Source organism: Sphingomonas sp. 67-41, from assembly GCF_001899725.1.
GTDB lineage: Bacteria > Pseudomonadota > Alphaproteobacteria > Sphingomonadales > Sphingomonadaceae > Sphingomonas > Sphingomonas leidyi.
On sequence record NZ_MKWJ01000001.1, the window covers coordinates 175664 to 201596 of the forward strand.

The 25933-nt window shown below is 69.0% G+C and carries 20 protein-coding genes; 15 read left to right on the forward strand and 5 right to left on the reverse strand.

Annotated elements, in window-relative coordinates; translation table 11 throughout:
* Positions 1-84: 84 nt before the first annotated feature.
* From BGP17_RS00850 to BGP17_RS00865, 4 genes are all read right to left on the reverse strand, one after another.
* Positions 85-477, reverse strand: a complete 393-nt coding sequence (locus tag BGP17_RS00850) for a DUF4280 domain-containing protein (RefSeq protein ID WP_167300759.1) — start codon at positions 475-477, stop codon at positions 85-87.
* A gap of 6 nt (positions 478-483) precedes the next feature.
* Positions 484-855 (reverse strand): hypothetical protein, encoded by a 372-nt coding sequence (locus tag BGP17_RS00855; RefSeq protein WP_286710715.1) that lies wholly within the window; start codon positions 853-855, stop codon positions 484-486.
* Between the two features lie 33 nt (positions 856-888).
* Positions 889-1254, reverse strand: coding sequence for a hypothetical protein (locus tag BGP17_RS00860; RefSeq protein ID WP_167300761.1), 366 nt, complete (start codon positions 1252-1254; stop codon positions 889-891).
* Between the two features lie 104 nt (positions 1255-1358).
* Positions 1359-1901, reverse strand: coding sequence for a hypothetical protein (locus BGP17_RS00865; RefSeq protein WP_286710716.1), 543 nt, complete (start codon positions 1899-1901; stop codon positions 1359-1361).
* A gap of 659 nt (positions 1902-2560) precedes the next feature.
* Between BGP17_RS00865 and BGP17_RS00870 the strand changes: the two genes are divergently transcribed.
* From BGP17_RS00870 to BGP17_RS00940, 15 genes are read left to right on the forward strand one after another with little or no spacing between them, the layout of a single operon-like run.
* The gene (locus BGP17_RS00870) at positions 2561-4165 is read left to right on the forward strand and encodes a phage tail sheath family protein (protein ID WP_167300762.1); all 1605 of its coding nucleotides are present in this window, start codon (positions 2561-2563) and stop codon (positions 4163-4165) included.
* Positions 4166-4176: 11 nt separating this feature from the next.
* Complete coding sequence (locus BGP17_RS00875) at positions 4177-4689, forward strand: phage tail protein (protein WP_086130278.1); 513 nt, start codon at positions 4177-4179, stop codon at positions 4687-4689.
* A 5-nt stretch (positions 4690-4694) separates the two neighbouring features.
* Complete coding sequence (locus tag BGP17_RS00880) at positions 4695-5426, forward strand: hypothetical protein (protein ID WP_286710717.1); 732 nt, start codon at positions 4695-4697, stop codon at positions 5424-5426.
* The gene (locus BGP17_RS00885; protein WP_286710718.1) at positions 5423-7345 is read left to right on the forward strand and encodes a hypothetical protein; all 1923 of its coding nucleotides are present in this window, start codon (positions 5423-5425) and stop codon (positions 7343-7345) included. Before BGP17_RS00880 ends, BGP17_RS00885 begins: the two co-directional genes overlap by 4 nt.
* Complete coding sequence (locus tag BGP17_RS00890; protein WP_286710719.1) at positions 7342-8568, forward strand: Pvc16 family protein; 1227 nt, start codon at positions 7342-7344, stop codon at positions 8566-8568. The genes BGP17_RS00885 and BGP17_RS00890 overlap by 4 nt, the downstream gene beginning before the upstream one ends.
* A gap of 2 nt (positions 8569-8570) precedes the next feature.
* On the forward strand, positions 8571-10538 hold the full coding sequence (locus tag BGP17_RS00895) for an ATP-binding protein (protein ID WP_286710720.1): 1968 nt from the start codon (positions 8571-8573) through the stop codon (positions 10536-10538).
* Positions 10535-10714 carry a hypothetical protein gene (locus BGP17_RS00900; RefSeq protein ID WP_167300767.1) on the forward strand — a complete coding sequence of 60 codons (180 nt, stop codon included), beginning with the start codon at positions 10535-10537 and terminating at the stop codon, positions 10712-10714. The genes BGP17_RS00895 and BGP17_RS00900 overlap by 4 nt, the downstream gene beginning before the upstream one ends.
* Positions 10711-11361 carry a hypothetical protein gene (locus BGP17_RS00905; RefSeq protein WP_286710721.1) on the forward strand — a complete coding sequence of 217 codons (651 nt, stop codon included), beginning with the start codon at positions 10711-10713 and terminating at the stop codon, positions 11359-11361. Before BGP17_RS00900 ends, BGP17_RS00905 begins: the two co-directional genes overlap by 4 nt.
* Positions 11358-11816: a LysM peptidoglycan-binding domain-containing protein gene (locus BGP17_RS00910; RefSeq protein ID WP_167300769.1), complete on the forward strand. Its 459-nt coding sequence runs from the start codon at positions 11358-11360 to the stop codon at positions 11814-11816. Before BGP17_RS00905 ends, BGP17_RS00910 begins: the two co-directional genes overlap by 4 nt.
* The gene (locus BGP17_RS00915; RefSeq protein WP_167300770.1) at positions 11813-12967 is read left to right on the forward strand and encodes a phage late control D family protein; all 1155 of its coding nucleotides are present in this window, start codon (positions 11813-11815) and stop codon (positions 12965-12967) included. Before BGP17_RS00910 ends, BGP17_RS00915 begins: the two co-directional genes overlap by 4 nt.
* 27 nt (positions 12968-12994) lie before the next feature.
* Positions 12995-13588 carry a phage baseplate assembly protein V gene (locus BGP17_RS00920; RefSeq protein WP_167300771.1) on the forward strand — a complete coding sequence of 198 codons (594 nt, stop codon included), beginning with the start codon at positions 12995-12997 and terminating at the stop codon, positions 13586-13588.
* Positions 13589-13625: 37 nt separating this feature from the next.
* Positions 13626-14051 (forward strand): GPW/gp25 family protein, encoded by a 426-nt coding sequence (locus tag BGP17_RS00925; RefSeq protein ID WP_167300772.1) that lies wholly within the window; start codon positions 13626-13628, stop codon positions 14049-14051.
* Between the two features lie 3 nt (positions 14052-14054).
* On the forward strand, positions 14055-16466 hold the full coding sequence (locus tag BGP17_RS00930) for a baseplate J/gp47 family protein (protein ID WP_286710722.1): 2412 nt from the start codon (positions 14055-14057) through the stop codon (positions 16464-16466).
* Positions 16463-21799, forward strand: coding sequence for a Kelch repeat-containing protein (locus tag BGP17_RS00935; RefSeq protein ID WP_286710723.1), 5337 nt, complete (start codon positions 16463-16465; stop codon positions 21797-21799). Before BGP17_RS00930 ends, BGP17_RS00935 begins: the two co-directional genes overlap by 4 nt.
* A complete protein-coding gene (locus BGP17_RS00940) occupies positions 21796-24768 on the forward strand; it encodes a phage tail protein (protein WP_286710724.1) in 2973 nt (990 codons plus the stop codon). Before BGP17_RS00935 ends, BGP17_RS00940 begins: the two co-directional genes overlap by 4 nt.
* A gap of 12 nt (positions 24769-24780) precedes the next feature.
* Here the strand turns inward: BGP17_RS00940 and BGP17_RS00945 are convergent, their stop codons facing one another.
* Positions 24781-25926, reverse strand: coding sequence for a hypothetical protein (locus BGP17_RS00945; RefSeq protein WP_286710725.1), 1146 nt, complete (start codon positions 25924-25926; stop codon positions 24781-24783).
* Positions 25927-25933: the final 7 nt, after the last annotated feature.

Genomic DNA, 25933 nt, shown 5'->3' on the forward strand with positions numbered 1-25933 from the left:
GGAGGATTTTCGCCGGCGTTTAGGCGACTTGTGCCGTTTCGGTCCCATTTCTTCGCGATGCGAAACCGCGCGGGGCCGACACGTTCAGGAATTGGTGATCGCGCTCTCCTGCCCGGGCTCGTCGATCTCGATCTCGCCCAGCCAGTCGCACAGGCACATCGAGCCGGTGCACAGGGCCGGCATCCCTTCGAGCAGCACCTCCGGCGCGCCGGGAAACCAGGGCGAAGTCGTCACCGGGATGCACGGCATCGGCGTCAGCACGCCTTCCGCCAGCGCGGTCGCGGCCGCCACCTCGGGATTGGCCAGGCTGGAGCACAGCCCGAAGCTGGGGATGTTCTCAAGCGGCACGAAGTCGAAGATCGTCGCCAGCGGCAGCATGTCGGCGAACACGGGCACCTCGGGCGGCACGATCATCGGCATCGGCGCGCTGCCGAAGCTGCACGACAGCACCGCGCCCAGGCTGACCAGCTGCGGCACCGGGGCCTAGTCGGCGACGATGCCGCTGAGCGTCAGCGCATTGCCGGGCGTGAGGACCTGGGTTTCCAGTCCGGTCGCCGTAGGCCAGGAGACCGTCGCCGGGCCGCCATGCGCCGCCGGCACGAGATTGTCGAGCGTCACCGTCGGGTCCTCCCCGCTCCAGGACAGCGTGAGCGCCAGGGTCCCGACGAACGCGCCGCCGGTCGGGGCGGCGAAGGTGACTTGCCCGGGATGGACCGTCATGTTGGTGAAGCCCACGACATCGGCCAGGGCGCCGCGGACGCTCTCCAGCGCGAGGACCGCCTGGCCCAGTATGACCTGGACCAGGTTGGTCGAGGCGACGCCCCCGGCGAAATTGATCGTTACTTGCGCATCCACCGGGGGCCTCCCTTGTTCGAGGTGCTTCGCGGCTCAGCTCGCGAAGTTGTTCAGCGTGATCGGGTCGCCCGACATCACGGTCTGCGTCTGCAGGCCGTTCGGAGTCGGCCAGGTCACGGTCACGGTGCCCGCGAAGTTGGTGACCTCGAGCGTCGGCGCATTGCTGGTCGAGTTCGGATGGACCGGCGTCACCACCGCGGCGGTGAACGAGGTGCCCGACTCGACGTTGAAGTTGATCGCGCCCGACGTGATGTAGAGCGAAGTGAAGCTGATCGTCCCCGACATCGACAGCGAGCTCGTGGTGTCGAGCGCGAAGGTGCCGTTGGTGATCAGGATCTGCGACGTCGTCGTCGTCAGCGTGGCGTTCTGGAAGTTGATCGTGATCGTGCTCATGGCCATGACGCGTTTCCTTTCTCAGATTCACAAGTGGCGATGGTTTCGAGACTGATTCCGCGGATCGCCCCCACGCGGAGTCTACAGGAAGGTCGCAGGCATCCTCGCGCTCAGGCCGCCGGCGTGGGCGTGGGCGTCGAGGACCGCGGCTCGGGCGCCGTCGTGGGCGCGGGCTTCGGAGCGGGGCTCGGGCTCGGCTTGCTCGAGGACGGCGACGGCGCGGGGGCCGGAGCGGGAGCGGGAGCCGGTGCCGGAGCAGGCTTCGCCGCCGGCTTGCCCTCGGCCTCGACCTGGGTCAGCGGCACCGCCCAATAGCCCGCCCCGACGAAGCGGATGCGCTGCACCGAAGTCGCGATCGACACCTGCACGTCGCCCGGCACCTGCACCCAGCCATGGATGAACCGGCCGCCGCACAGGATGTGGACGAGCAGCGGCAAGGTGGCGGGCGCGTTCTCGATGTCGAACTCGATCCGGCGCGGCTGGATCGAAAGTCCGCGGATCGCCATCTCGCCTCCGCCATAGCTCGCGCCGAGCCGCACCGACGGCGTCGCGCGCGGCATCGGGATGATCGCGCCCGTCTCTATGGGGAAATCGAGCCGGACCGAAGCGGACGAGGGCAGGCCGTAAAAGGTGAGATCGAGTGCGTGCTGCAATAACGCATTGTTCTCGGCCGCCATGAGCAACGCCCTCCCACCCTAAAGAAAATGGTTAGCCGAACGTAATCCCCGTTTCTGTCAAGAAACGAGACCAAACAGATGGAGTCGATATGAAATTATGCTATTGACGTACCCGCACATCGTCAAGCACAACGTTGACAGCATCTAAGATCTGAATTTTGGCATGGGGAATCCCCGCCGAGTCTGCGCCGGGGATGGAGAGTCAAATGGCACTTCAGCTGACATATCCCGGCGTATATGTTCAAGAATTACCGAGTGGTACGCACACCATTTCTGGTGTTGCAACCTCCGTGACGGCATTTGTCGGCTATTTGACTCGCGGACCCATGAATACACCGGTTCAATGCCTGAATTTCGGTGATTTCCAGCGCGTATTCGGTGGACTTGATCCTACGAGCACGACAAGTTTTCAGGTATCGCAGTTTTTTCTAAACGGCGGAACCGAAGCCTGGATCAGCAGAGTCTGTGCGAGTTCTAATCCGCCGGTCCAACCGAAGACCGAGCTTTCCGGCGCGCTGCCGCCCACCAGTTCTAGCGGAGGAGGCGGAAGCGGCAAAGGCCTGACGCCGACAACTGGCACCAATCTGGTAGAAATAGACTCGCAGAACCCCGGCACCTGGGGCGAGAACGTGTTCGTGACGGTCGATTACATGACCAACAAGCCGAATACGTTCAACATGGCGGCGACGCTCTACTCGATCACGAGCAACAGCAATTCGTCGAGCAGCAGCTACAGCATCGTCCAGACGCAGAGCGTGCCGGCCGTGACGCTCGACATCAGCCAGACCAATTCGATCGTCGAGGTCATGCAGTCGGGCAACCAGAACAGCGCGCTGCTGGCGGTGCCTAACCTCACCGCGACTCCTTCGGTGCTGGTGCCCTTTGCCAGCGGCACGATCCTGAATTTCACGGCGCCCAAGAACGCCGTGACCGTCACCGGCATCACCGTGACGGTGCAGCCGCCCGGGCCGGACCCGACCAAGCCGCCCCCCTCGGTGAGCACGACAGTCGCCATGACCAGCCCGGTCTCGACGGTGGGAGACATGATTGCGGCGATCCAGGGCGCGCTGTCGAGCGCGGCCGGAACCCTTGGCTATCCGAGCCTGGCGAGCACCCAGGTGCGCAGCTGCCTCTCGCCGTTCCTCTCGTCGAGCGGCACCCAGGCCCAGCTCATCCAGGTCTGGGTGCCCGACCCGGGCTTTGCCGGCTATCTGGTCAGCGTGGTGGCGAACCCCACGTCGCTGTTCACGACTCAGTCGCTCAACTATCAGGCGCAGCAGCTGCTGCCGCCCACGACGACGCCGGCACCCAAATATCCCGACGGCCTGCCGCCCACCGGATTCGACATCGCCGGCAACTCGACCAACCGCTCGGGCATCTATTCGCTCGACGCGATGCAGATCGTGAACCTGATCCTTGTTCCCGACATGGCGTCGATGAACACGTCGAACTATCTCACCTCGGCCACCGCGACGCTCAACTATGCGATCCAGCGCAAGGCCTTCGCGATCCTCGACATGCCGCTGACGGTGACGAGCACGACGAGCGCGGTCGCCTGGGCGACGAGCACGCCGGGCACGTTCGGCACCGGCATCATCAGCGCCGCCACCTATTGGCCGCAGATCCAGATCCCCACGCCCTTCTCCACCCAGCTGCTGACGCTGGGCGGCAGCGGCACGCTGGCGGGCGTCTATGCGCTCACCGACGTCAATCGCGGCGTGTGGAAGGCACCGGCGGGCATCACCGCGCCGCTGGCCGGGGTGCAGCAGCTCTCCTATGTCATGAACGACCAGGAGAACGGGCAGCTCAATCCGCTCGGCATCAACGCGCTGCGCACTTTCCCCACCTATGACAACATCTCCTGGGGCGCGCGCACGCTCGCCTCGGCGAACGTTGCCGACGACGACTGGAAATACATCTCGGTCCGCCGGTTGACGCTCTATCTCGAGCAGAGCCTGATCCAGGGGCTGCAATGGGTGGTGTTCGAGCCCAACGACGCGGCGCTGTGGGCGCAGATCCGGCTGAGCGTGAACGCCTTCCTGCACCCGCTCTATCTGCAGGGCGCGTTCGTCGGCGCGACGCCGTCCCAAGCCTATCAGGTGGTCTGCGATGAATCGACCACCACGCCGGAGGACATGGACAACGGCATCGTCAACATCCTGATCCTGTTCGCCCCGGTCAAACCCGCGGAATTCGTCGTCATCAGCTTGCAGCAGATGGCCGGACAGTCTTCGAGCTAGGATAGCGACCCATGCCAAGCGTCTCGTCGACCAGCCAGTCGCCCGACCCGTATCTCAACTTCAAGTTCCGCATCAAATGGCAGGGCAAGTACGTCGCCGGCCTGAGCAAGTGCAGCGCGCTGAAGCGCAGCACCGAGGCGACGCCCTTCCGCGAAGGCGGCGATCCGAGCACCAACCGCATCCTGCCGGGCCAGACCAAGTTCGAGCCGATCACGCTCGAGCGCGGCATGACGCAGGACCTCGAGTTCGAAACCTGGGTCAGCCAAGTGTGGAACTATCGCGCCGGCCAGGGAATGGAGAGCTCGCTCGCCAATTTCCGCCGCAACATCACGCTCGAATTCTACAATGCCGCGGGGCAGTTGGTGTACGCGTACAACATCTACAATTGCTGGCCCTCTGAATACACCGCGATGCCGGAGCTCGATTCGAGCTCGAACGCCGTGGCGATCCAGACGCTCGTACTGCAGAACGAGGGTTGGGAGCGCGACGCCAGCGTCAAGGTTCCGCCGCCGCCCAGCTACTGACGGCCATGGCGCCGCGTCCGCTGAGCGCCGCCGAACTGCTGGATGCCGCATCGGCATGCCGCGGCCGTTCTGCAGCCGAGAAAGGCATCTACCTCGCCGCGCTCGGCATGCCGGATCAGAGCTTCGGCGCCTGTGCCGCGCTGCCGATCGGCGCCCGCGATGCGGCGATCGTGGCATTGCGCCAGACGATGTTCGGCGACCGGATCGAGCTTTCGGCGAAATGCCCGGGCTGCGAGGCGCGGCTCGACGTGGCAATGACGTCGGCGGCGCTGCTTGCGATCGCCGGATCGGCCACGGATGCGGCACGTGTGATCGTGATCGACGGCGATCGCTTCACGGTGCGCCCGGCCGACAGCGCCGACCTTGCCGCGATCGGCTGGATCCCGGACCTTGCGGAGGCGCGCGCCGAACTCGCCCGGCGATGCCTGGTGCCGATGGAAGGCGCCGAAGTGCCGCCCTGGCTCGAGGAAGCCGAGGTCGATGCGATCGGTGCGGCGATGGCCGCGATCGATCCGGCGGGCGACCCGTTCGTCGCGCTCCATTGCCCGGAATGCGATGGCGAATGGGATGCGCCCGTCGACATCGCCGGGGTGCTGGCGGGCGAAATCGAAGGCGCGGCGGATGCGCTGCTCGACGAGATCCACCTGCTCGCCCAGGCCTATCACTGGAGTGAAGCGGCAATACTCGCCCTCGGCCCTGAGCGACGGCGCGCCTATCTCGCGCGGTTGCAGCAATGAGCGACATGCTCGCCCGCCTGGCGGCCCGCGCCCAGGAGAGCCCGGTCGTGCTCGGCCGCCGCATCGGCTATCGCTTCGGGCCGGCCGCGGACCATCAGGAAGCCTGGCCGGGCGAGGAAGCCTGGCTGGGCGAGCAACGGATCCTGCGGACGAGCGAGCCGGCGGCGCCGCCGCAGGCCGATGGCGGCGAAGCGCCTATCGGGCGGGCCGCGCCTGTCGCCCGCGCCCGCAACGTTGCGACGGAGGCGTCCTTGCCGGCGCCGCTGGCCAGCGGCGCCGGCACAACGCTTCCGACCGAGCCCGCGCCTTCCGCCAATCGCCCCGGCACGCGCACCGCCGGGCTCGACGCGGCGCTGCGCGAGGGGGCGACCGCCATGCGCCCAATGGCGCCGCCGAACCGAGCAACGGCGCCGCCACCGGCCGCTCCGGAGCAGATGATGCCCCTGGCTGGGCCGTCGGCCGGTTCTCCCCCGGCCGATGCCGTCGCGCATGCCGCACGGGCGCTTTCCGCACCATCGGCCGGCTCCCGGGACAATGCCTCCGATGCGCCGGCACCCGCCATGGCTCCGGCAGCCGGGGCTCGCTCCGGCCCGGTGCCCGCGCCCGTCGTGCAGCGCAAGATCGCCACCGCCATCAGCCCCCCCGCGGCGGGCGCCGCACCGATCGTAAATGCGGAGACCCGGGTGCGCGCGCAGGGGGGTGAAGCGGGTCCCCCGGCTTCCGCGACCCCGCACGCGTCCCGCAATGTCTCCGAAGCGGGCGGCGCGGCCGAAGCATCGGTTTCGTCGGCAGGGGGGCCCGGGGTCCCTTCGCCATCGGGCGAGGCCCTTGTCTCGCCGCCCACCGATGCGGCGCGTCGGGCGACCACGGGCTCGCGGCGAGGCATCGCGAGTCCGGCAGCCAGGCCGTCCGTCGCGGCACGGCAGGCGGAGGGCATGGAACCCACCGCTCCGGCCGACCGGGCATCGTTGTCCGACCCCGCTCGGCTCGATGCCGTGGCGCAGGCGCTTTCCGAGCCCGTGGCGTCGGCCGTCGCGCGCGCTCCGATGCCCGCGGCACGCGGCGCGCCTGCCGCGATGGCTGCGTACCCCGCCCCCCCCGCGCAAACGGCATCGCAGGCTGGGAACGCACCACCGGCCGCGCCCGCACCCGCCCCGGACTTGCCCGCGGCTCCGCCCGCCGGGCAGCGCGCCGCCCTATCGCAGCGCGCGGCGCAGGAAACCGCCCCGGTGCCGCCGGCACATGCCGGTGCAACCGAAGCGCCAGGGACGGGCAGGCCACGCCGTCCCGCTCGGCCCGCCAATGGCGTGTCGGCAGGCGCCCCACCGGTGGCGCCCGCTCCAACAGCGCAGCGATTTGCGAAGACGGACAATGGCATTGCGGCTGGCTCCCGGGCGCCTGCGTCCCCCGCTGCCGCGCCGGTCGTCCTCGCCTCGCCCGCTGAGCCCCAGGCGCTTCCCGCCACCGCCCCGAAGCCGGCGATGCGCGCGGCGCCGGAGTCCGCGCCGCCACCGCTTGCGGCCGCCGCGAGCCCGAGCCGGGACCGGCAGGCGCGGGATCGCGGGGCCGCCGGACCGCGCGATGCGCAGTCCGCGCCCGGGGGACGGCCCTCCGTGCTCGAACCGGACGAGGCCGGGGTTCGGCGCCCTTCCCCCGAGACACGCCGCATGCCGGATCGCACACCGGCCAGCGATTTGCCGGCGATGCCGGCGCGCGCACCTGCGACGCGATCGGTCGCGGCGGAAGTCATGCCCCCGCCCCAGCCCGCGCGCCGGCCTCCGCCTCCCGCACCGCCTTCGGGCGACATCCGCATCGACATCGGCCGTATCGCGATCGACCTGCCGCGTCCGCGCAGCGCGCCGGCGCGCCCGCAACCGCCGCCGCTAAAGGCCAAGCCGCGCGGGGGGCCAGACGCATGAATTCCAGCTTCTCGATCGCCGCCTGCACCGTGGCGATCGCCGACCGGCTGCACATGTTCATCGGCGATGCGGTGCCGGGTGCGCGGGTGACTACGCTCAATCCGGGCTCGGAGGCACTGCGCACCGGCGATCCGTTCGTGAACCTCTATCTGTTCCGCACCACCCGCAACGGCTTCGTCTCGAACAACGACTTGCCGACGCGCGGGCCGCTGGGCGGCGCGAAGAACTCGCCGGTGCTCAAGCTCGACCTCGATTATATGATCACCTTCTTCGGGGACGATGCGCGGCTCGATCCGCAGCGGCTGCTCGGGCTGGTCGCGGGCGGGCTCAATGCCGAACCCTATATACCGCGCGACATGCTGCGCGCGGCGGTGGCGAGCACGCCCTGGCTCGGTGGCGGGGCCGGCAGCCAGGAATTGCCGCGCGACGAGATCGTGGTGACGCCGCTCAACATGGCGCCGGATGCGATGGCGCGGCTATGGTCCGAATTCGTCAACGTCCCCTATCAGCTCACGCAACTCTATACGGCGATGCCGATCGCGATCGAATACCGGTTGCCGGTCGAGCCGGTATTGCCCGTGCGCCGCATCGGCCTGCGCGCGCTTCCGTCGCGTTCGATCGTGATCGTCGACATCGTCGACGCGGACGATCCGGATCTGCCGATTTCGGGCGGCTGCACGCTGGCGGTCCGCACCCCCAATCCCGCCCAGCCCGGCCTTTCCGTGCTGCTGAACGGTGTCGCGGCGAAGGATGTGACCAGCGGCTTCGATGCGCAGGGCCATGCCGCACTGCTCCTGCCGCTGACCAGCGCCCAGCCCGCGCCTCTCGCCTCTGGCAGCCTGACGGTGAAGCTGGTGAAGCACGGCCCCGACGGCGAGGGCATAGAAGCGGAATCTCCCGCCTTCGCGACCAGCATCGTGCCGGGTTTCGCCGGCGCGCCGTCCATCGGCGCCGACGGCAGGCAGCTCGACTTCGCAATGGCGCTGCCGGTGCCCGCCCAGGCGAGCGCGACTGCGCTTCTCTTCGCTCGCGGCGCGAAATCAACTTCCTACAAGATCCCCTGCCTCCCCCGCACCGCGGCCGCGACCGCGCTGGCTGCCCCGCTCGCCGGGGTCTCCCCCGGGGAGTATCTGGTCAGCATCGAGGTCGACGGCATCGCCAGCCTGCTCGACTGGAAGGACGGCGCCTATACCGGCCCGCGCGTCACGGTGCCGGGGAGCTGACGATGGCGGAGATCCCTCACGTCGCCCGCCTGCAGGGCGCGGTCACCGCGGTCGAGCGCATGCTCGAGGACTATGCCCGCACCCGATCGCGCCCCGGTCTGCGCCACGAGCCCCACCTCCCCCCGGAGGCCGGGCTGGGCGAACCGGTCCCCGGATCGGCATTCGACGCGCTTGCCAGCTGGTTCTCGCTCACGGCCTTCGAGCAGGGCGTGGTCGCGCTGGCCGCCGGCTTCGAGATATCGCCCGACATCGCCAATCTTTGTGCGCTCGCACAAGGCGATCCCGCGACTCCCTATCCGACGACGCTCCTCGCGCTCGCCATCTTCGCCGATCTCGAGGGCGCATCCCAAGCCGCGTTCGCGCCCTCGGCGCCGCTCCGATACTGGCAGCTCATCAAGGCCGAAGGCGCGCAGCCGGGAAGCCGGCTCCAGCAGCGCTTCGTCATGCCGGACGCAGTGCTCTCGTTCCTCGTCGGCCAGCCGGTGCTCGATGATGCCCTTGCCGACATCGTCCGCCCGCTCGACCTCGCGCCACAGCTGCCCGCCGACGGCGTCCTCGCGCAGCGGCTCGCCCGGACCGTCCTCGCATCGGGCATGGACGCGACGCTCCATCTCGCCGCCGAACCGAGCCGCCGCGCGCTCGGCGTGGCGGCGGGCGCCGCGGCGGCGCTCGGCCTCCTGCCCTTCCACCTGCCGCTCGCCCGCCTCACCCCGGAAGCCGAGCGCGACGGCTTCTTCCGGCTGTGGCAACGCGATCGGCTTGCGCTGCGCGGCGCGCTGCTCCTGTCCTTCGAGGAGCCGCCGGGCGAGTTCCAGCTGAGCGCGATCTGCCGGCTGATCGGCGAAGGAACCGGCCCATTGTTCCTGGTGGGCGCCGCAGGCCAGTCCATCGCCGAGCGCGCGCCCGGCGCCGTGATCCGCATGTCCTTGCCCAAGACCGATCCGGGCGAGGTCGCCGATCATCTCGCCGCCGGCCTGGGCCAGGATGCCACGCCCGCCCTGCGCGACGTCGCCGCCCGCTTCCGCCTGCCGCTGCCGACGCTGGAGAGCTGCGCCACCGTGGCGCGTGCCAAGGCGGAGGAGACCGAGGCCCCCGCATCGCAAGCGGCGATCCTGGACGAGATGCTGCCGCTGCTCCGCGATCAGGTGCGCGAGGCGATGAGCGGCCTCGCCGATCCGGTGCCGGTGCGGATGACGCTGGACAATCTCATCCTGCCCGAGGCCACCCGAGCCGTATTGGGGCAGATCATCGCCCGGCAGCGCAACCGGTCGCGCGTGATGGAGGAGTGGGGATTTGCGGGCGCGGGCGGCGGCGCGCAGGGCATGAGCGTGCTGTTCGCCGGCCCGAGCGGCACCGGCAAGACGATGGCGGCGGAGGCGCTCGCGCATACATTGTCGCTCGACCTGTTCCGGGTCGATCTGTCGCGGATCGTCGACAAATATATCGGCGAGACCGAGAAGCGGCTCGCGGCGCTGTTCGACGCGGCCGACATGACCGACGCGATCCTGCTGTTCGACGAAGCCGACGTGCTGTTCGGCAGGCGAACCGAAGTGAAGGATTCGCACGACCACTATGCCAATCTCGAAGTCGGCTATCTGCTCCAGCGGATCGAGGCGTTCCGCGGGATCGCGGTGCTCACCACCAACCTGGCGAACGCGATCGACGATGCATTTGCGCGCCGCTTCGCCTTCAGCCTGCATTTCGAATTCCCCTCGCCCGACGAGCGCCGGCGCATCTGGCACGGCGCCTTTCCGGCCGCGGCGCCGGCCAGCGGACTCGATTGGGATCGGCTCGCGCGGCTGACGCTCACCGGCGGCCAGATCCGCGTCGTCTCGATCAACGCGGCGATGCTCGCCTCGGAGGAGGAGGTCGCGATCTCGATGGGCCACATCGCCCGCGCGCTGGAAAGCGAATATGCCAAGCAGCGCCGGCGCGTGCCGCCCGCCGAACTCGCGGACTGGCCGGCATGAACCGTCCTCCCCGCCCGCCCGCCAATCTGTCCGCATCGATCGACGCGGCAATCTCTCGCGACCCGCGCGTGCGCGCCACGCTGGCCCGGCTCGACGCCGGACAACGCGACCATGTCCGCCGCGCGATCGCCCAGGCGATCCGGGCCAAGCTGCGCGAACGCGGAGGCCCGCAATGACGCCCTATCCCAACAGTCCGCATATCCTGAAGGCGGCCCTGATCAGCATGGGCGGCACCATTCCGGTTCCCCGGCTGATCCTGCTGCAATACAATCCCGCCGAGCTCACGCGCCAGCTCCATCCCGATTTCGAGAAGACGGGAGACACCCCCACCGGCACCAACCTGCTCGCCGGCCCCGCGGTCGAGACGATCCAGATGACCGCGCGGATCAGCGCAGTCGACCAGCTCGAGAACAACGACGCGACGGCGATGGCGTTCGGCATCCACCCCCAGCTCGCCACGCTGGAAATGATGCTGTTCCCGACGACCAGCTCCATCGTGCAGAGCCTGGCCCAGATGGCGCTCGGCGTGCTCGAGATCGTGCCGCCGGAATCCCCGCTCACTGTGTTCGTCTGGGGTCCGCAGCGCGTGCTGCCCGTTCAGATCACCAGCTACAGCGTCACCGAGACGATGCACGACACGCGCCTAAATCCCATCGACGCGAATGTGACGATGGACATGAAGGTACTGACCTATCAGGATTTTTCACCCAGCCAGACCGGCTTTTACCTCTATCTCGCCAATCTCGCCGAGCGCGAGCTGATGTCGGCCGTGGGCACGGTGCAGAGCGGTGCCAGCATCATCTCGGGGGCGCTGTCGCTATGACCGGCCGCCGCCTCAGCCGCTATCCGGTGCAGATCGAGCATGCCGCCCCCGGCAAGCTGGTCCGCACCCGCACGCGCCATGTTTCCGCGACTTCCTCCTCGACCTCCGGCGCCGATGCGGCGACGGATGCCAAGGACGCCGTTCCCTATCTCGCGCGCACCATCCTGCCGCTGGCGACCACGTTCCAGCCGCAGACCAGCTACACGATCCAGGCCGGCGACCGGATCGACAATATCTCGGCCAGGCTGCTCGGCGATCCGCTGCTCTACTGGATGCTGCTCGAGGCCAACAATGCGAGCGACCCCGCCACGCTGTGCGCGGTGCCGGGGCGAAAGATCGTCGTTCCGGCCGTGGTGGGCCAGGCCAACGACCCGTTCGACCAGCCCAAGGCCTCGCGCCGCGGAACGGCCGCCGCGCCCACCGACCAGACCGACGACCGCGAGGAAAGCGCATGAGCTTTCCCGTCGGCGTCCAGCTCGCCGTGCTGGCGGGCACCCAGGAGGTTCCCACCCCGATCGGGCCCGGGCTGGCCGATCTGCTGATCGAGGCCGAGGTGACCGAAGTGGCCGACGGCCAGTCGGCATTCCGCCTGACCTTCGGCGCACAGCGGACCGACAATGGCAAGGGCATGCAGGTCCAGGTGCTCGCCGACGGCCGCCTCGCCACGGGCAATCGCGTGCTGATCATGGCGATGCAGGCCGCGCTGCCGACCGTGCTGATCGATGGGCTGATCACCGATATCTGGCTCGATCCGGCGAAGAATCCGAGCCAGAGCCGCGTCGTGATCAGTGGGGCCGACCTGAGCGTGGCCATGGACCTGACCGAGAAGATCCGCGGCTATCCCGACATGGACGACGAGCTGATCGTGCTCGAGATCCTGGCCGAATATGAGCGGTTCGCGATCGTCCCGGAGACGATCCCGCCGGTCGAAGCCGATTTCCCCACGATCGTCCAGCGCACGCCGATCCAGTACGGCACCGATCTCGAATATCTCTACACCCTCGCGAACCGCTACGGTTATGTGTTCACGCTGCGCCCCGGCGCGGTGCCGCTCACCAACACCGCCTATTGGGGCCCGCCCAAGCGCGTCGGCATCCCCGCGCCCGCGCTCACCGTGGGCAACAGCACGTTCACCAATGTCGACCAGCTGACCTTCACGCAGGACGGCCGTTCCGCCTTCCAGGTCTCGGGCCTGATCCCGGGCCCGCTCGAAGCGACTCCGGCATTGCCGGTGATGGCGCTCGAGCCGACGCTCCTGCCGCCGCTCGCCCTCAAGAGCCCGTTCCCGATCTCCTCGCTGCTCGGCATGAAGCTGCCGGCCGGATCGGACGGATTCGACGAGATCCGGGCGATGGGCTTCGCACAGGGACGCGTCAACCGATCCTCCACGACGGTCGCCAAGGCGGAAGGCGCGCTCAGCGTCGAGAAATATGGTTCGATCCTGCGTGCCGGCGGCCTCGTCGGGGTGCGCGGCGCGGGCACGACCTTCGACGGCAATTGGAGCGTCGCGGAGGTGCATCACAAACTCAAGCGGAACGAATACAAGCAGACGTTCAAGCTGGAGCGCGACGGCACCGACCCCCTGTTACCGGTGGTGGTGCCATGAACGCGCGGCACGGCCGGGGAGGCAAGGATGAAGCAGTTCTGGGGCAAGTATCGCGGGATCGTCGTCGACAACGAGGATCCGCTGATGCTCGGCCGGCTCCAGGTGCTGGTGCCGATGGTGCTCGGCGAAGTGGCGACGGCATGGGCGATGCCCTGCGTTCCCTATGCCGGGCTGCAGGTGGGCTTCTACATGATGCCGCCGGTGGGCGCGGCGATCTGGGTGGAATTCGAGGGCGGCGACCTCGACTATCCGATCTGGGCGGGCTGTTTCTGGCGCGAGGGCGAGCGCCCGATCGAGGCGGAGCTGCCGACGATGCGCATGATCCAGACCAGCTCGGGCAAGCTGCTGTTCAACGACCTGCCGGGCGAGGGCGGCTTCACGCTGACGGTGACCGATCCCGCCGTGGCGGTGCCGGTGGTGGTGAGCGGATCGAGCACCGGGGTGGTGATCAGCCTGGCGGAAATCCGCATCACGATGAACGAATCCGGCGTCAACATCCTCGCCGAGCCGGGCACGCTGGCGGTGACGATGGAGGGATTCACGATCGCCCATGGCTCGGCGATGGTGGGCGGCGTCGAGCCCGAGGTCTCGATCAACGAGGGCGGGCTCACCGTGCTGTAGCCGCTTCGATGACGAGCGGCGGTCGGGAGGCGCGCGGATGACGGGCTATCTGGGCTTTCCCTATCAGATCGACGGATCGGGCCAGACTGCGACGACCGATCTCCCGACCTATGTGCAGAACCTGATCTTGCTCGTCTTCGAGACCAATCCGGGCGAACGCGTCAATCGTCCGGATTTCGGCGCCGGCATGCGCCAGCTGGTCTTCGGAGGCATGGATGCGGCGCTTGCCAGCGCGGCCGAGACGCTGGTGCGCAGCAAGCTGATCCAGTTCCTGGGCGATGCCATCTCGATCAACACGCTGACCGTGACCATGGGCAACGAGACGGTGACCGTCGACCTGACCTATTTCGTCACGCACACCCAGACCGCGGCGGGCACGTCGATCACCGTGCCCCTGCCCGGCTACAGCGCGACGCCGCAGGGCGGGAGCACCACCGCCACCGCTTCGATTCCGGACTATTGAGCGATGGCGGACGACACCCAGCCCACCGTCGTGCATTCGGTGCAGAGCGCGGGCTCGCTGCAGCTGGTGGTGCAGGTTGCCCCGGCATCGGCGATACCGGCCGCGCAGGTGCGGGCCGCCGATATCGCGATGGACGCACTCGCCGGCGACGCCGCGCCGGCCACGCCGCCTGCGACCGTCCCCGCGCTCGACACGGCGCCGGTCGCCATCACCGACCTGTTCGGCACCCCGGCCGAAGTGGTGCGGGTCCATGCGCTCGATCCGGATACCGGGCTTCTCCACATCCAGGCGATCCCGCCCCCGGCCGATCCCGCGGCGGACGCGCCTGCCTATCGGCTCACCATCGGCGACGTCTCGACCTGGTTCGCGCCCGAATCCAAGGCCAATGTCGCCACGCCGAGCAGGCCGGTGCAGGCGCCCCCCGGCCAGGCCGCGATCAACTATCTCGGTCGCGACTATGCGGCCTTCACTTCGCTGATGCGCTCGCGCGTGTCGCAGATCGTGCGCGACGATTCCGCCTGGGCGCTCGATCATCCCGCCGATCCGATGACGACGCTGATCGAAGCGCTCGCCTATGCCGGGGACCATCTCTCGTTCCGCCAGGATGCGGCCGGCACCGAATCCTATTTGCCCACCGCGCGCCACCGCCTGTCGCTGCGCCGGCATGCCCGGCTGCGCGACTATGGCGTCAACGACGGGTGCAATGCCCGCACCGCGCTCGTCTTCACGGTGAAGAGCAATGGCGTGATCCCCGCCGGGCTGCAGGTGGTGACCCAGCAGCCGGGCATCGTGACGATGAACCTGCCCGCCACCCAGGATCTGACGGCGAGCACCACCGTGTTCGAGACCATGGCCGATCTCCCGGTGTCGCTGCTGCGCAACAATCTCGCCTATCCGCTGGCGCGCTCGGCCGCCTACACCTTGCCTCAGGGGGCCATCCAGGCACAGCTCAACACGGCCCAGACCGGGCTCGTCCCCGGCCAGCTGGTCGCCTTCGTCCAGACCGCCGCGCCCGCCGGCGCCGCTCAACCCTTCGGCGCCCAGGTCGTGCGGCTGATCAAGGTCGAGCTGCTCCCCAACGGCAACAACCCGCCCTATGCCACCATGATCACCTGGCACCCCGAGGATGCGCTCACCAAGCCGCTGACGGTCGCGGTGCAGAACCAGGCGGGCATGGTGCAGCTCTACGGCAATGTCGGGCTGGCCGATCATGGCAGGACCATTGCCGTGACGCCGATGCCCGATACGGCGCCCGCCGGCCGCGTCTATCGCCCGATCATCGAAGTGGAGGATCCGGTGTCGGCGGCACCGATGCCCGCATCCGTGGCGGCGTTCGACGGATCGCAGGACATCGCCGAGGCCGCGCTGCTGGTGCCCTCGGCCAAGGCCAGCCTCGCCCCCGATCCGGGGCAGGCCAATCTCTGCGTGAAGATGCTGGGCGAACGGCCGGGCATGGCCAAGGTCGTCGATCTGTGGACGGCGCGGCAGGACCTGATGAGCACGCCGCCGGCGGGGCGCGCCTTCGCGGCCGCGCCCGAGGACGGCTATGGCGGCAACCGGCGCCACCTGTTCCTGCGCTTCGGCGACGGAGCATTGGGAGAAGCGCCGGCCCCGGGAACGACCTTCACTGCCACGGTGCGCGTCGGCGACGGGCAGAGCGGCCGGGTGCGCGCGAATGCGCTGGTCCAGATCGTCGGCTCCACGCCGATGATCAGCTGGGTTTCGAACCCCCTGCCCGCGACGCCCGCCCAGCCGGAACTGAACGAAAGCGTCCGCCTGTTCGCGACGACCAGCTTCCGCACCAATCTGCGCGGCATCGATCCGGACGATTGGGAGCGCCTGGCCCAAAGCGATCCCCTGGTCACCGAAGCCGATGCCCGGCTGGTAAACGGCTATGCGCCCTGCATCGTCGGCATCGCCACCACCACCACGCCCGACGGCTACACCTATCCGATCGCGAAGGCCCGGCTGATGGAATATGCCGTGCTCGGCGCGCCGCCGACGATCCAGCAGGAATCCGACGTGCCGATCAATGTCTCGCTGGTCGTCTATTGCTCGCAGGGCTCCAATATCGGCGCCGCGCGCGAACGGCTGCTGCGCCGGATCGGTGCCGGGGCGAAGACCGATGGCGGCCCGGCGCATTTCCACCCGACCGCATGGCCGCTCGGCCGGCCGGTGATACTCGCCGATCTGATCGCGCTGCTCGGCGCCGATCCGGTGGTATCGCTGGTGGTCAGCGATCCGGCGATGGACCCCCGCGTGGTATTCCAGACCGTCAGCGGCCGCGACAACACCGTGGACAACATCAAGGCCGGCCGGATCGCGATCGGCTCGAACGAGCGCGCGCGCGCCGGCAATGACGGTTTCCATCCCGAGCTCGGCATCGTCCGGCTCTTCGTGGCGGCAGCGAAATGAGCGGGAACGGCCCCGACGACGAGATCTCGGCCGGGCTGGGCGACTATGCCAGCTTCAAGCAGGAGATGCTCGACCTGATCCCGCGCGTGGTGGTCAACAGCGGCGGGAAATCGGTCTCCCAGCCGCTCGCCCGGCTCGACCGCAACGTCCCCACTGATCCCACCCTCGCGCTGGTGGACGCCTTCGCCGAAGTGGCGGACGTGCTGTCCTTCTACCAGGATCGCGTGCTCAACGAGGGCTATCTCTCCACCGCGGTGGAATATCGCAGCCTCGCGCTGATCGGACGCGGGCTCGGCGAGACGACCGGCATGCATATCGGCGCGACCGCCGAGATCGCGGTGTTCGCGCAGCCCGGCGATCCGGTGATCGTGCCGAAGGGCTCCGCGATCCAGGCGACGCCGCCCGCCTCGCGCGGATCGAACAGCGCGGCGACAAGCGGCCCGACCGGCAGCGGCGGCGCCGCGTCGACGGCCACCAACCAGACGGCGACGGCGACATCGGCCACGGCCGCCGCCAGTTCCGCGAGCGCGGCCGCCGTCGCGGCGGCGGCCGTATTCGAGACGGCGACGCAGCTTACCGCCGTCTCGTCGCTCAACCAGCTCACGCCCCTGCAGACGCGCCCGGCCTGGGTCACCGCGGACGCCACCGAACTGCTGCTCGCCGGCACCGGGCTCGGCCTGCAGGTCGGCGACTTCCTGCTCTACAAGCGCGTCGATCCCGCCCCGATCCAATGGGTGCGGCTCACCGTGTTCTCGGTCAGCGAGAATCATGTCCTCTCGACCACCACGATCGGCATCGGTGCGCCGATCGGCGAGCAATGGGCGGCAAGCGGCGCCACCGACCCGCTGCCCCCGAACGAAGCGAACGGGCTCGAGCTCTACGCGTTCGACCTCACCTGCCGGCTGTTCGGCTACAACGCGGCCTCCTGGTCGTCGCAATCGGCGGCGGTGCAGCGGGCGAACACGCCGACCGGCATGGTCCCTTCCGAATTCTCCGAATGGCCGGGCTATGCCATCGACCTGAACCAGCTCGATCTCCAGGCGGTCTATCCCAAGGTGCTGCCCGGCAGCCAGTTCCTGCTCGAGACGCCCGAGGACAAGACGCTCGGCATCATCGATGCGGTCTCGCGGCAGAACATCTCCGAATTCAACATGTCGGGCCAGGTCACCGAGGTGGAGCTGGCGCCCGATCCCGCCACCCTGCCCACCGGCTCCGCGCTGATCCCCTCGCGCATGGGGCACAGCGCCACCACGCTCAGCGACGGCCGGGTGCTGCTGGTCGGCGGCATCGGAGTGCAGGGCGTGCTCGACAGCGTCGAGATCTACGATCCCGCCACCCAGCTCGTCAGCCAGATCGACGCGCTTCCGGAGCCCCGCGCCCTCCACACCGCCACGCTGATCGACGGGAAAGTCTATCTCGCCGGCGGCGTGATGAAGGACTGGTCGCTGGCGACCGACCTGCTGGTGCTCGACCCCACGTCGATGCGCTTCAGCGCGATCCCGAACGTCACGCTCGCGATCCCGCGCGTGGGGCACGCGGCCACCCTGCTCCCCAACAACCGCATCATGCTGAGCGGCGGCCTGACCCAGGCGCCGAACGACGCGCACGACAAGATCGCGGAGTTGTTCGCCGCACTGAAAGCGACGCAGTCGGTCGCCGTCTACGATCCCGCCGCCGCCGATTGGCAGCCCTGCGCCGATCTGGCCAAGGCGCGCGCCGGGCACAGCGCCACCGTCTGTCCGGTCGTGAAGAGCATGGCCGATGGCGGCGGACCGGCGGTGCCCCCGGTCGCCAACACCGTGATCTTCGTCGGCGGGCATGACGGGGGCGCCGCGCCGCCGGGCTTCTCGGACACGGGCGCCGCCCTCGGCACGGTATGGGATGATGCCGAGGTCACCAGCACGACCGACTGGCAGCCGACCGGCAATCTCTATCCGATCCCGCCGGGCCAGGCAGGCGCGCAGGGCCGCTACGATCAGGTTGCGGTGGCGCTCCCGAACAATATGGGTTTCCTCATAACCGGCGGCCAGTCCGCCACCGGGCCGGTGGGCGACGACTGGCTTGTCGGCGCCTTTGCCGCCTACCAGGCCGACGGCAGCATCAGCGCGGTGCCGACCTTCGTCGTCGCCCCGCCGCTCAGCGAAGCCCGCTCCAACCATGCCGCCGCGCTGCTGCCCGGCAACAAGGTCGCCGTCGCGGGCGGCATCGCCGGCAACAGGGTGCTCGCCACGGTCGAGACGTTCGCGGTGAGCCCGGGCGTGAGCATTCCGTTCAACGGCAGCAAGGTGCTGGCGCCCAGCATCGTCGGCGCGCCGCTGCCCAATCCGCAGGGCTATCCCGCCTTCGCGGCGCTGGCCCAGGACTTCCTGTTGCTCGCCGGCGGCATCTCCGCGCTGCCCGCCGAACCCGGCACGCCCCCCACCTATACCGGTGCCGTGGTCGCGCTGGATGCCGATGTCGGCACGTTCCAGACGCTGCCCGGACCGGTGCTGACCACGCCGTTCACGCTCGCGCCCACCGGCACGATCCTGCTCGCCGACGGCACGATCCTGATCGTCGGCGCGACTCAGCCGGAGCCCTTTCCGCAGCCCACGACGACCATGACCGGCTTCGCATGGACCTTCGATCCCACCACCGGCCTGTCGACCGCGGCCGGCGCGCCCATCGCGCCCCGCATCGGCGCGACGCTGTCGCTCCTTGCCAATGGCACCGTCCTCTATGCCGGCGGCTACGGCCTGGGCGATGACGGCTATGCGGTGCTCGATACCGCCGAGGTCTATGATCCCAAGAGCCGCACCTTCCGCAAGGTGGGCAACAAGATGACGACGCCGCGCTGCGGCCATAGCGCGACCGTGCTCACCGATGGTTCGGTGCTGCTCGCGGGCGGGTTCGCGGTTCCGCCGATCACCTATGACCTGCCCGGGCTCGAGGCGATCTATGTGCCCAGCCTCCACACGGCCGAGACCTTCGCCACCGCCACCCAGACCTTCACCGCGATCGCCACCGTGCTCGACAGGGGCTTCGCCCTGCACTCCGCGACGCTGCTCGCCAATGGCGACGTGCTGATCGCCGGCGGCTTCAGCGCGTTCCAATCCGAAGCGCCGTTCGACGAGATCCAGATCTGGCCCATAACCCAGGCCGCGGTGTTCAACATCGCCGCCCAGGCCTTTGCGACGATCGCGGACATGCCGGTGCCGCGCGCGATGCATTCGGCAACCCTGCTGCCCGATGCCAGGGTGCTGCTCGCCGGGGGGGCGATCGACTGGACCATGGAGCCCAGCGCCAGCAGCGTCCTGTTCGATCCCACCAGCTTCGCCTTCTCCGCCGGCCCCATGCTCGATGCCGCACGCCGGTCGCAGGGCGCGGTGCTCGTCGAACAGGGCGTGCTGATGCTGGGCGGCGACACCAATTCGACCTATGAGATCGTGCCGCCGGACGGAGGCAGCACCCAGCCGGTCTATCCGTTGCCGATCGTGCTGCCCTCGCCCGACTATCCCAATCTCGTGTCGCTCACCGAGGGGGTGAATCCGATCCCGCTCGCCAATCACGGCGTCTATGCCTTTGGCGGCCAGGTCGATGGCAACGGCAATTCGACCTGCACCGCCGTGCTCTATGTCGAGGCACCGCCGCCGGCGGATTCGGACGCCCGGCGCCAGGCGCTGGTCTATACCCAGAGCCAGCAGCTGAGCCTCGCGCCGCCGATCGACGACGCGCCACTACCCGGCAACACGCCGACCCCCGGCAATCCCACCCTGCCGGACGACACGCTGGTGCTCACCGGCCTGATCGACCAGATCGTGGTGGGCCAGGCGCTCCTGCTCGCCGGCAACCCGCCGCTGGCGACGACGGTGGGCAAGGTGTGGCCGATCGGCGCGCCGACGGCGCTCGCGGAAGGCACGCTCGTCATGGTCTACGGGCCGATTCCGCAGGGCGGCGCGAAGCAGGACGGCAAATGGTGGTGGGCCAATATCCCGGATATCGGCAACCTCTCGCTCCAGACCGATCCGGCGGGCGATCCGCCTTCGGACTTCGCCTATCTCTCCGGCAACGGCACCACCATCGGCAACGTCACTTCCGCGCAGCTCGCATTGTTCAACCGCCCGGTCCAGAGCGAGGCGGTGACCGTGAAGGCGATCGCGAAATCGTCCAGCGACAATACCACCACCCTGACCCTGCAGGAGCCGCTGCGCTACCTCTATGACCGCACCACCACCACCGTGTACGGCAATGTGGTCGAAGTGACCCAGGGAAGCACGGTCGCGGGCGAGGTGCTCGGCAATGGCGACGGGCAGAAGCCGTTCCAGCAATTCCTGCTCAAGCAGGCACCGCTGACCTGGCTCGAGGAGGCCGACGGGACGATCGCGCCGCAGCTCAGCGTGACCGTCAACGGCGCCGTCTGGCAATGCGTGGAGGCGCTGGGCAGCATGGGGCCGGATGCGCGTGCCTATCAGCTCACCCAGGATGCCCAGGGTCGCGCGCAGATCACCTTCGGCGACAGCGTCCACGGGCTGCGGCCGCCGACGGGCACGGACAATATCGTCGCCACCTATCGCGTCGGCGCGGGGGTGAACGGCAATGTCGCCGCCGGAAGCATCACGCGCGCGCCGATGGGGGTGGGCGGGATCAAGAGCGTGCTCAATCCGGTCGCCGCGAGCGGCGGGATCGGGGCGCCGCCGCGCAGCACGCTGCGCGCCCTGATTCCGACGGGCGCCCAGGATCTGGGACGGATCGTCACGCGGCAGGACATGGTCAGCTTCGTCCTCAACCGCCCCGAAGTGAGCGCGGCGGTCCTCACGGTCGTCCAGGGTGACGGCACGCTCCCGCGAGCGCGACATTCGGTCTTCCTGCTCACGCTCGCCGGCCCCGACAACGAAGTGCCGGACATGCTGTCGCCGGCATTCAAGTCGCTCACGGCCGCCGTCGATACCGCGCAGGCGACCAGGCTCGACATTCGCCTGCTCCCCTTCGAACCGCTTCCGTTCAAGGTGCAGGGCTGGTTCGCTGCCGATACGGGCGCCGACGTCCATGCGATCCAGCAATCGATCGGCGATGCGCTTCGGGCGGCCTATGCGCTGCCGGCAATGGCATTCGACGAGCTGGTCCGGGCCGGCGAGATCATCCGCATCGTCGAAGGCGTGGACGGCGTGACGAAGGCCGGTGTCGACAAGCTCTGGGCGCCCACCGAATCGGGCACCTCCTCCGGTGCGCCGGACCAGCAGGTGCTGGCGCCCAAATCCGCCCAGCTCGATCCGGTGACCGGCGCGCAGATCCTGTACATCAGCGCCGACGCGGACGCGGTAACCTTCGCTGAACGGACGGGGGCCAAGCAATGAGCGACGACACCGAAGGCGCGCCGATCCCCGATGCGCTCTACGATCTGCTGCCGCCGATCTTCCGCATGGCGGATATCACGCAGGGCTATCCGCTGCTCGCGCTGTGCAAGGTCTTCGATCATGTCCGCGAGCAGATCGGCGACTCGGTGCGCGAGCTCGAGGACGACTGGTTCATCCAGACCTGCCCGCTCCATCTCGTCCCCTATGTCGCCGCGCAACTCGGCCTGGAAGTGGCGCAACCCGTGCGCCCCGAGCATCGCGCGCTCGTCGCCGACGCGCTCGGCTTCCGGCGGCGCAAGGGCATCGCCAGCGCGATCCCGCGCCGGGTGCGCGACGGCAGCGGCTGGTACGCGCTCTACGCCCCGGACGAGACGACACCCTTTGCAAGCTGGCCGCTTCCCGATGCCGCGCCGGCCCCCACGCCCGCCCCAGCGCCGCCCCCCAGCGCGCCCGAACCGGAGGGTGCGCCGGAGGATCCGCCACGCACCTCGGTGGGCCTGTTGCGGGTCTGGCGGCTGCCCAGCTTCGCGATGACGGGCGTTACGCCCATGGGCGCCTCGACGCCCCGTTTCTATCACTTCAACCCGCTCGCCATCGCGCAGCCGCTCTACAATCTGGCCAACGCGCCGCTCGACTGGGTCGCCGCGCCGCCGGTGACCGCGCTTCCGGTCCGCCTCACCACGCAGATGCTGGCGGCCGACCTGGAACAGTATAACCGGATCTGGACGACGCCGGGCACCGGCCCGGCAAGCTCGCTGCTCTATGGCTCCGAGCGCGGCCTCGTGATCCGCTACAAGCCGAAGAGCACTTCGGACTGGGTTGCGCTGGGGGCGGACGGCGTGCGGGCGATGCCCCTCGATATCGGCGCGATCCAGCCGCCCGCGCCGGACTATCCGGTGCTCGAAGGCGGCGCGATCAACCTGCAATCGATCACCGCGCAGACCAGTACGCTCAACCTGAACTATGGCGACGCGTCCGCGGTGCTCGCGATGGACGTGCCCGCCAATCCCTCGATGAGCCAGTTGCTTGCGCTGCTCCAGAACGCGATCGCCACCTGCCCGGTAAAGGCGGGCACCCAGGTGACCGAGGCGGACGTGCGCGCGCTGATCTGCGGATCGCTCGGCAACGCGCTGCTGATCGTGCCGACGGTGCCCACCGCGTCGCTGTCGCTGCTGACGGCGCCGTCGAGCACGGACCCCCTGCTGCTGAGCGGCAGCGCGCGCAACGGCGTCGCGGCGGCCACGCTGCCGCTCGACCAGAAGCGCCTGGACCTGCTCAACGACGCGGCGCCCGGCACCGTAATGACTTTCACTGCGCCGACCGGGAAGGTGCTCAACGTCAACCTGCCCTTCTCGCCCGCGGTCACCACGCCCGCCGAAGCCGAGGCCGCCTTCGCGACGAAGCTCACCAACTGCTTCGTCTGCCTGGCGGGCGACCGGACGGTGATCGTGGCGCCGGCCTCGTCGCAGACGCCGATGTCGCCAACGCCACCGGCCTGGGAACTGGGGCTGGTTCCCGCCGCCGCGATCGACCCCGATCTGGGGCTGTTCAGCTGGCCGGCGGCCTGGGCCGCCCCGGCCGCGCTCAGCGTAGACTATGGGATCGCCATGCCAGGCGCGATCGGCGGGATCGGGCTGCGTGCTCCCCTCCCGATACCGGCGAATGCCGTGACCTTGTACGATGCAGGCAATACCGGCTGGATCGTCACCCAGCTGAGCCTGTGGGAGATGGCGCCCACCCCCTGCACCGTGCTGGTGCTGCAATCGAGCGCGACCCGCTATCTCAACGCGCAGACGATCGTCCCGCCGCCGGGCGACAAATTGTGGATCGCCTCGGCAGCCGGCAGCCAGGCACTGCTCTCCGTCTCCTATCCCGGCGCCTTCTCGCTGACCGGACCCAGCTCGGGCACGGCCGGCACGTTCGGCATGTCGGCCATCCTGTTCCAGGGCGCGCTCTGGCTCAATGGAGGCAATCTCGACCTCCAGCTGCTCGACATGACCCTGATCCCGACAAGCGGCAGCGCGATCATGCCGGCGCCGCCGCCATCTCCGCCGCCGCCGCCGACACCGCCCCCCACGCCGACGCCGGCACCCGCGCCGACGCCCGCTCCGACTCCCACGCCGACCCCGCCACCGCCCCCGTTCAACGGAAGCGCGCGCATCGCGCTCGAGCGGACGATCGCCGCGCCGCTCGATTTCAGCCGCGTGCAAGGCGATGTCCGGTTCGAAAGCTGCGTGCTGAGCCCGCTCCACGCACCGCCGGCCGATATGGCGACGCCGGTGCTCATCGCTCCGCTCGCCACCGTGCACATTGCACGGACGACCGTGATGGGCACGGCGCAGCTCGGCGCCGGGGGAGAGGCACTCGATTCACTGTTCGCGGGAACGCTCACTTGCTCGGGGGCGATGACCTTCTCCAATTGCTATGCCGCCGATCTGGGATACCTTTCCGGAGGAGGGGGAAGCGCCGGTGCCGCCGCGACCCAGGCCGCGCTGGCCGCCGCACCGACGACCGATCCGCCAAGCCTCGCCGTGGCGCGCTGCAAGAGCTGCGGGAAGATCAGCGGCGTCGGCGGCCGCAACGTGATGCTGCGCCATCTCGTGCTCGGTACGCCGGCCGATGGCTACTGCGCCTGCGCCGACGCCGCCGATGTCGTCGTCACCGCTTGCACGACCTGCACCGATCCCGCCTGCGCCTTGACCTGCCCGGTGCGTTCGGCGGGCGCCAGCTTCCAGTTCGGCACCGCGCCGCCGGTCTTCTCCCCGGACAACGCCTATCCGCTGCCCGGCTTCGCCCGCCTCGAGCCCTTCCCGCGCAATCCGCGTGTCATCACCGAAGGGGCGACCAACCGCGACGAACTGGGCGCCTACAACCTCGCCGTGCCGACCGCGCGGGGCACCGAGCTGCAGGTCGCGCTGGAGGATGCACTGCTCGAGGGCGTCACGCTCGACCTGCGCTTCGAGAGCTGAGCGCGGAGCGGCTCAGAAATCGTCCAGGGCGGAGGAAGGGATCGTGGTCTTCCCGCGCTTGTGCCCGTTGAGCAGAAGGTCGAAGTCCTCGACCCTGTCGGGATCGATGCCCCGTCCATCCGTGCCGACCAGATATTCGTCGTCGTCGTCGACCGCGACGCCTCTCGGTACGCGCGGCGGCGACATCGCCATCGCATAATGGGAGCCGGGCGTCATCGGCACCTGCATCGCGTCGTCGTCCTCGTCCCAGTCCTCGGGCCTTTCGACATGGACATGGATGCGGTCGGAGACCGGGATGTTGATCTTGGTGTGCGGCCCATAGTCGGGGATATTGCCGTGCATGTTGTTCGCTGCCTTGAGCAGCCGCTGCACCACCGGCGAATATAGGTCCAGCGCATCGCCATTGCCCTTGGATGCCTCCAGCGCCAGCACCGCGGCGTGAAGCTCGTTCAACTGGGCCGTCACTGCCTGTTTGTACCAGTTGAGCTCGTGCGGGTCGCCGATGTGCGGAGTGTTCAGCGCGGCGCGCTCGACGGTGGCGTCGTACAGGCGCCTGGTCCAGCGTTCGAGCGCCGCGTTGTCGTCCGTCCCGTCGAGATAGAATCCCACGCTTCGCTCGATCGCCGAATAGGGGAAGCGATGCGGCATCGCGAGATCCTCTTCCGATGGCTTGAGGCCCGACTGATCCATGCCGGTCTGCAAGCCATAGGTCACCCTGGCGAGCGCATAGGCTGTGCTCGAGAAATTGGGGCGCGTCTTGCCACCGCTCTTCGCGACCTTGGCGAACTTGCTCTGGAGATCCTGATAATAATCCTCGGTCGTGGCAAAGGTCGTGAGCGGCTGGCTCTTGTCGGCCAGATTGCCGACATAGGTCTTCCAGCCCGGCTTGAGCTCGTCCCCGACCGCAGCCTCGGTATCCCTGATCAGGTTCCTGGTCGCCACGCCGCCGGTGGTGCCATAGTTCCCCGCACGATCGCCGGCGCCAATCCTGAGCACGCGCTGGACGACGCCCGCAGGCGCGGCGATCGGGACGCGGGAGATGTCGTGCATCGGCATGCCCCAGCCGGTCGGCGATGCCAGTCCGCTTTCCTCGAGGCGCGTCGCGACCCTGTCCGATGCCGCGGCGCGGGGGGGCTTGCGGGCGCGGGCCAGGTGCATCCCTCTG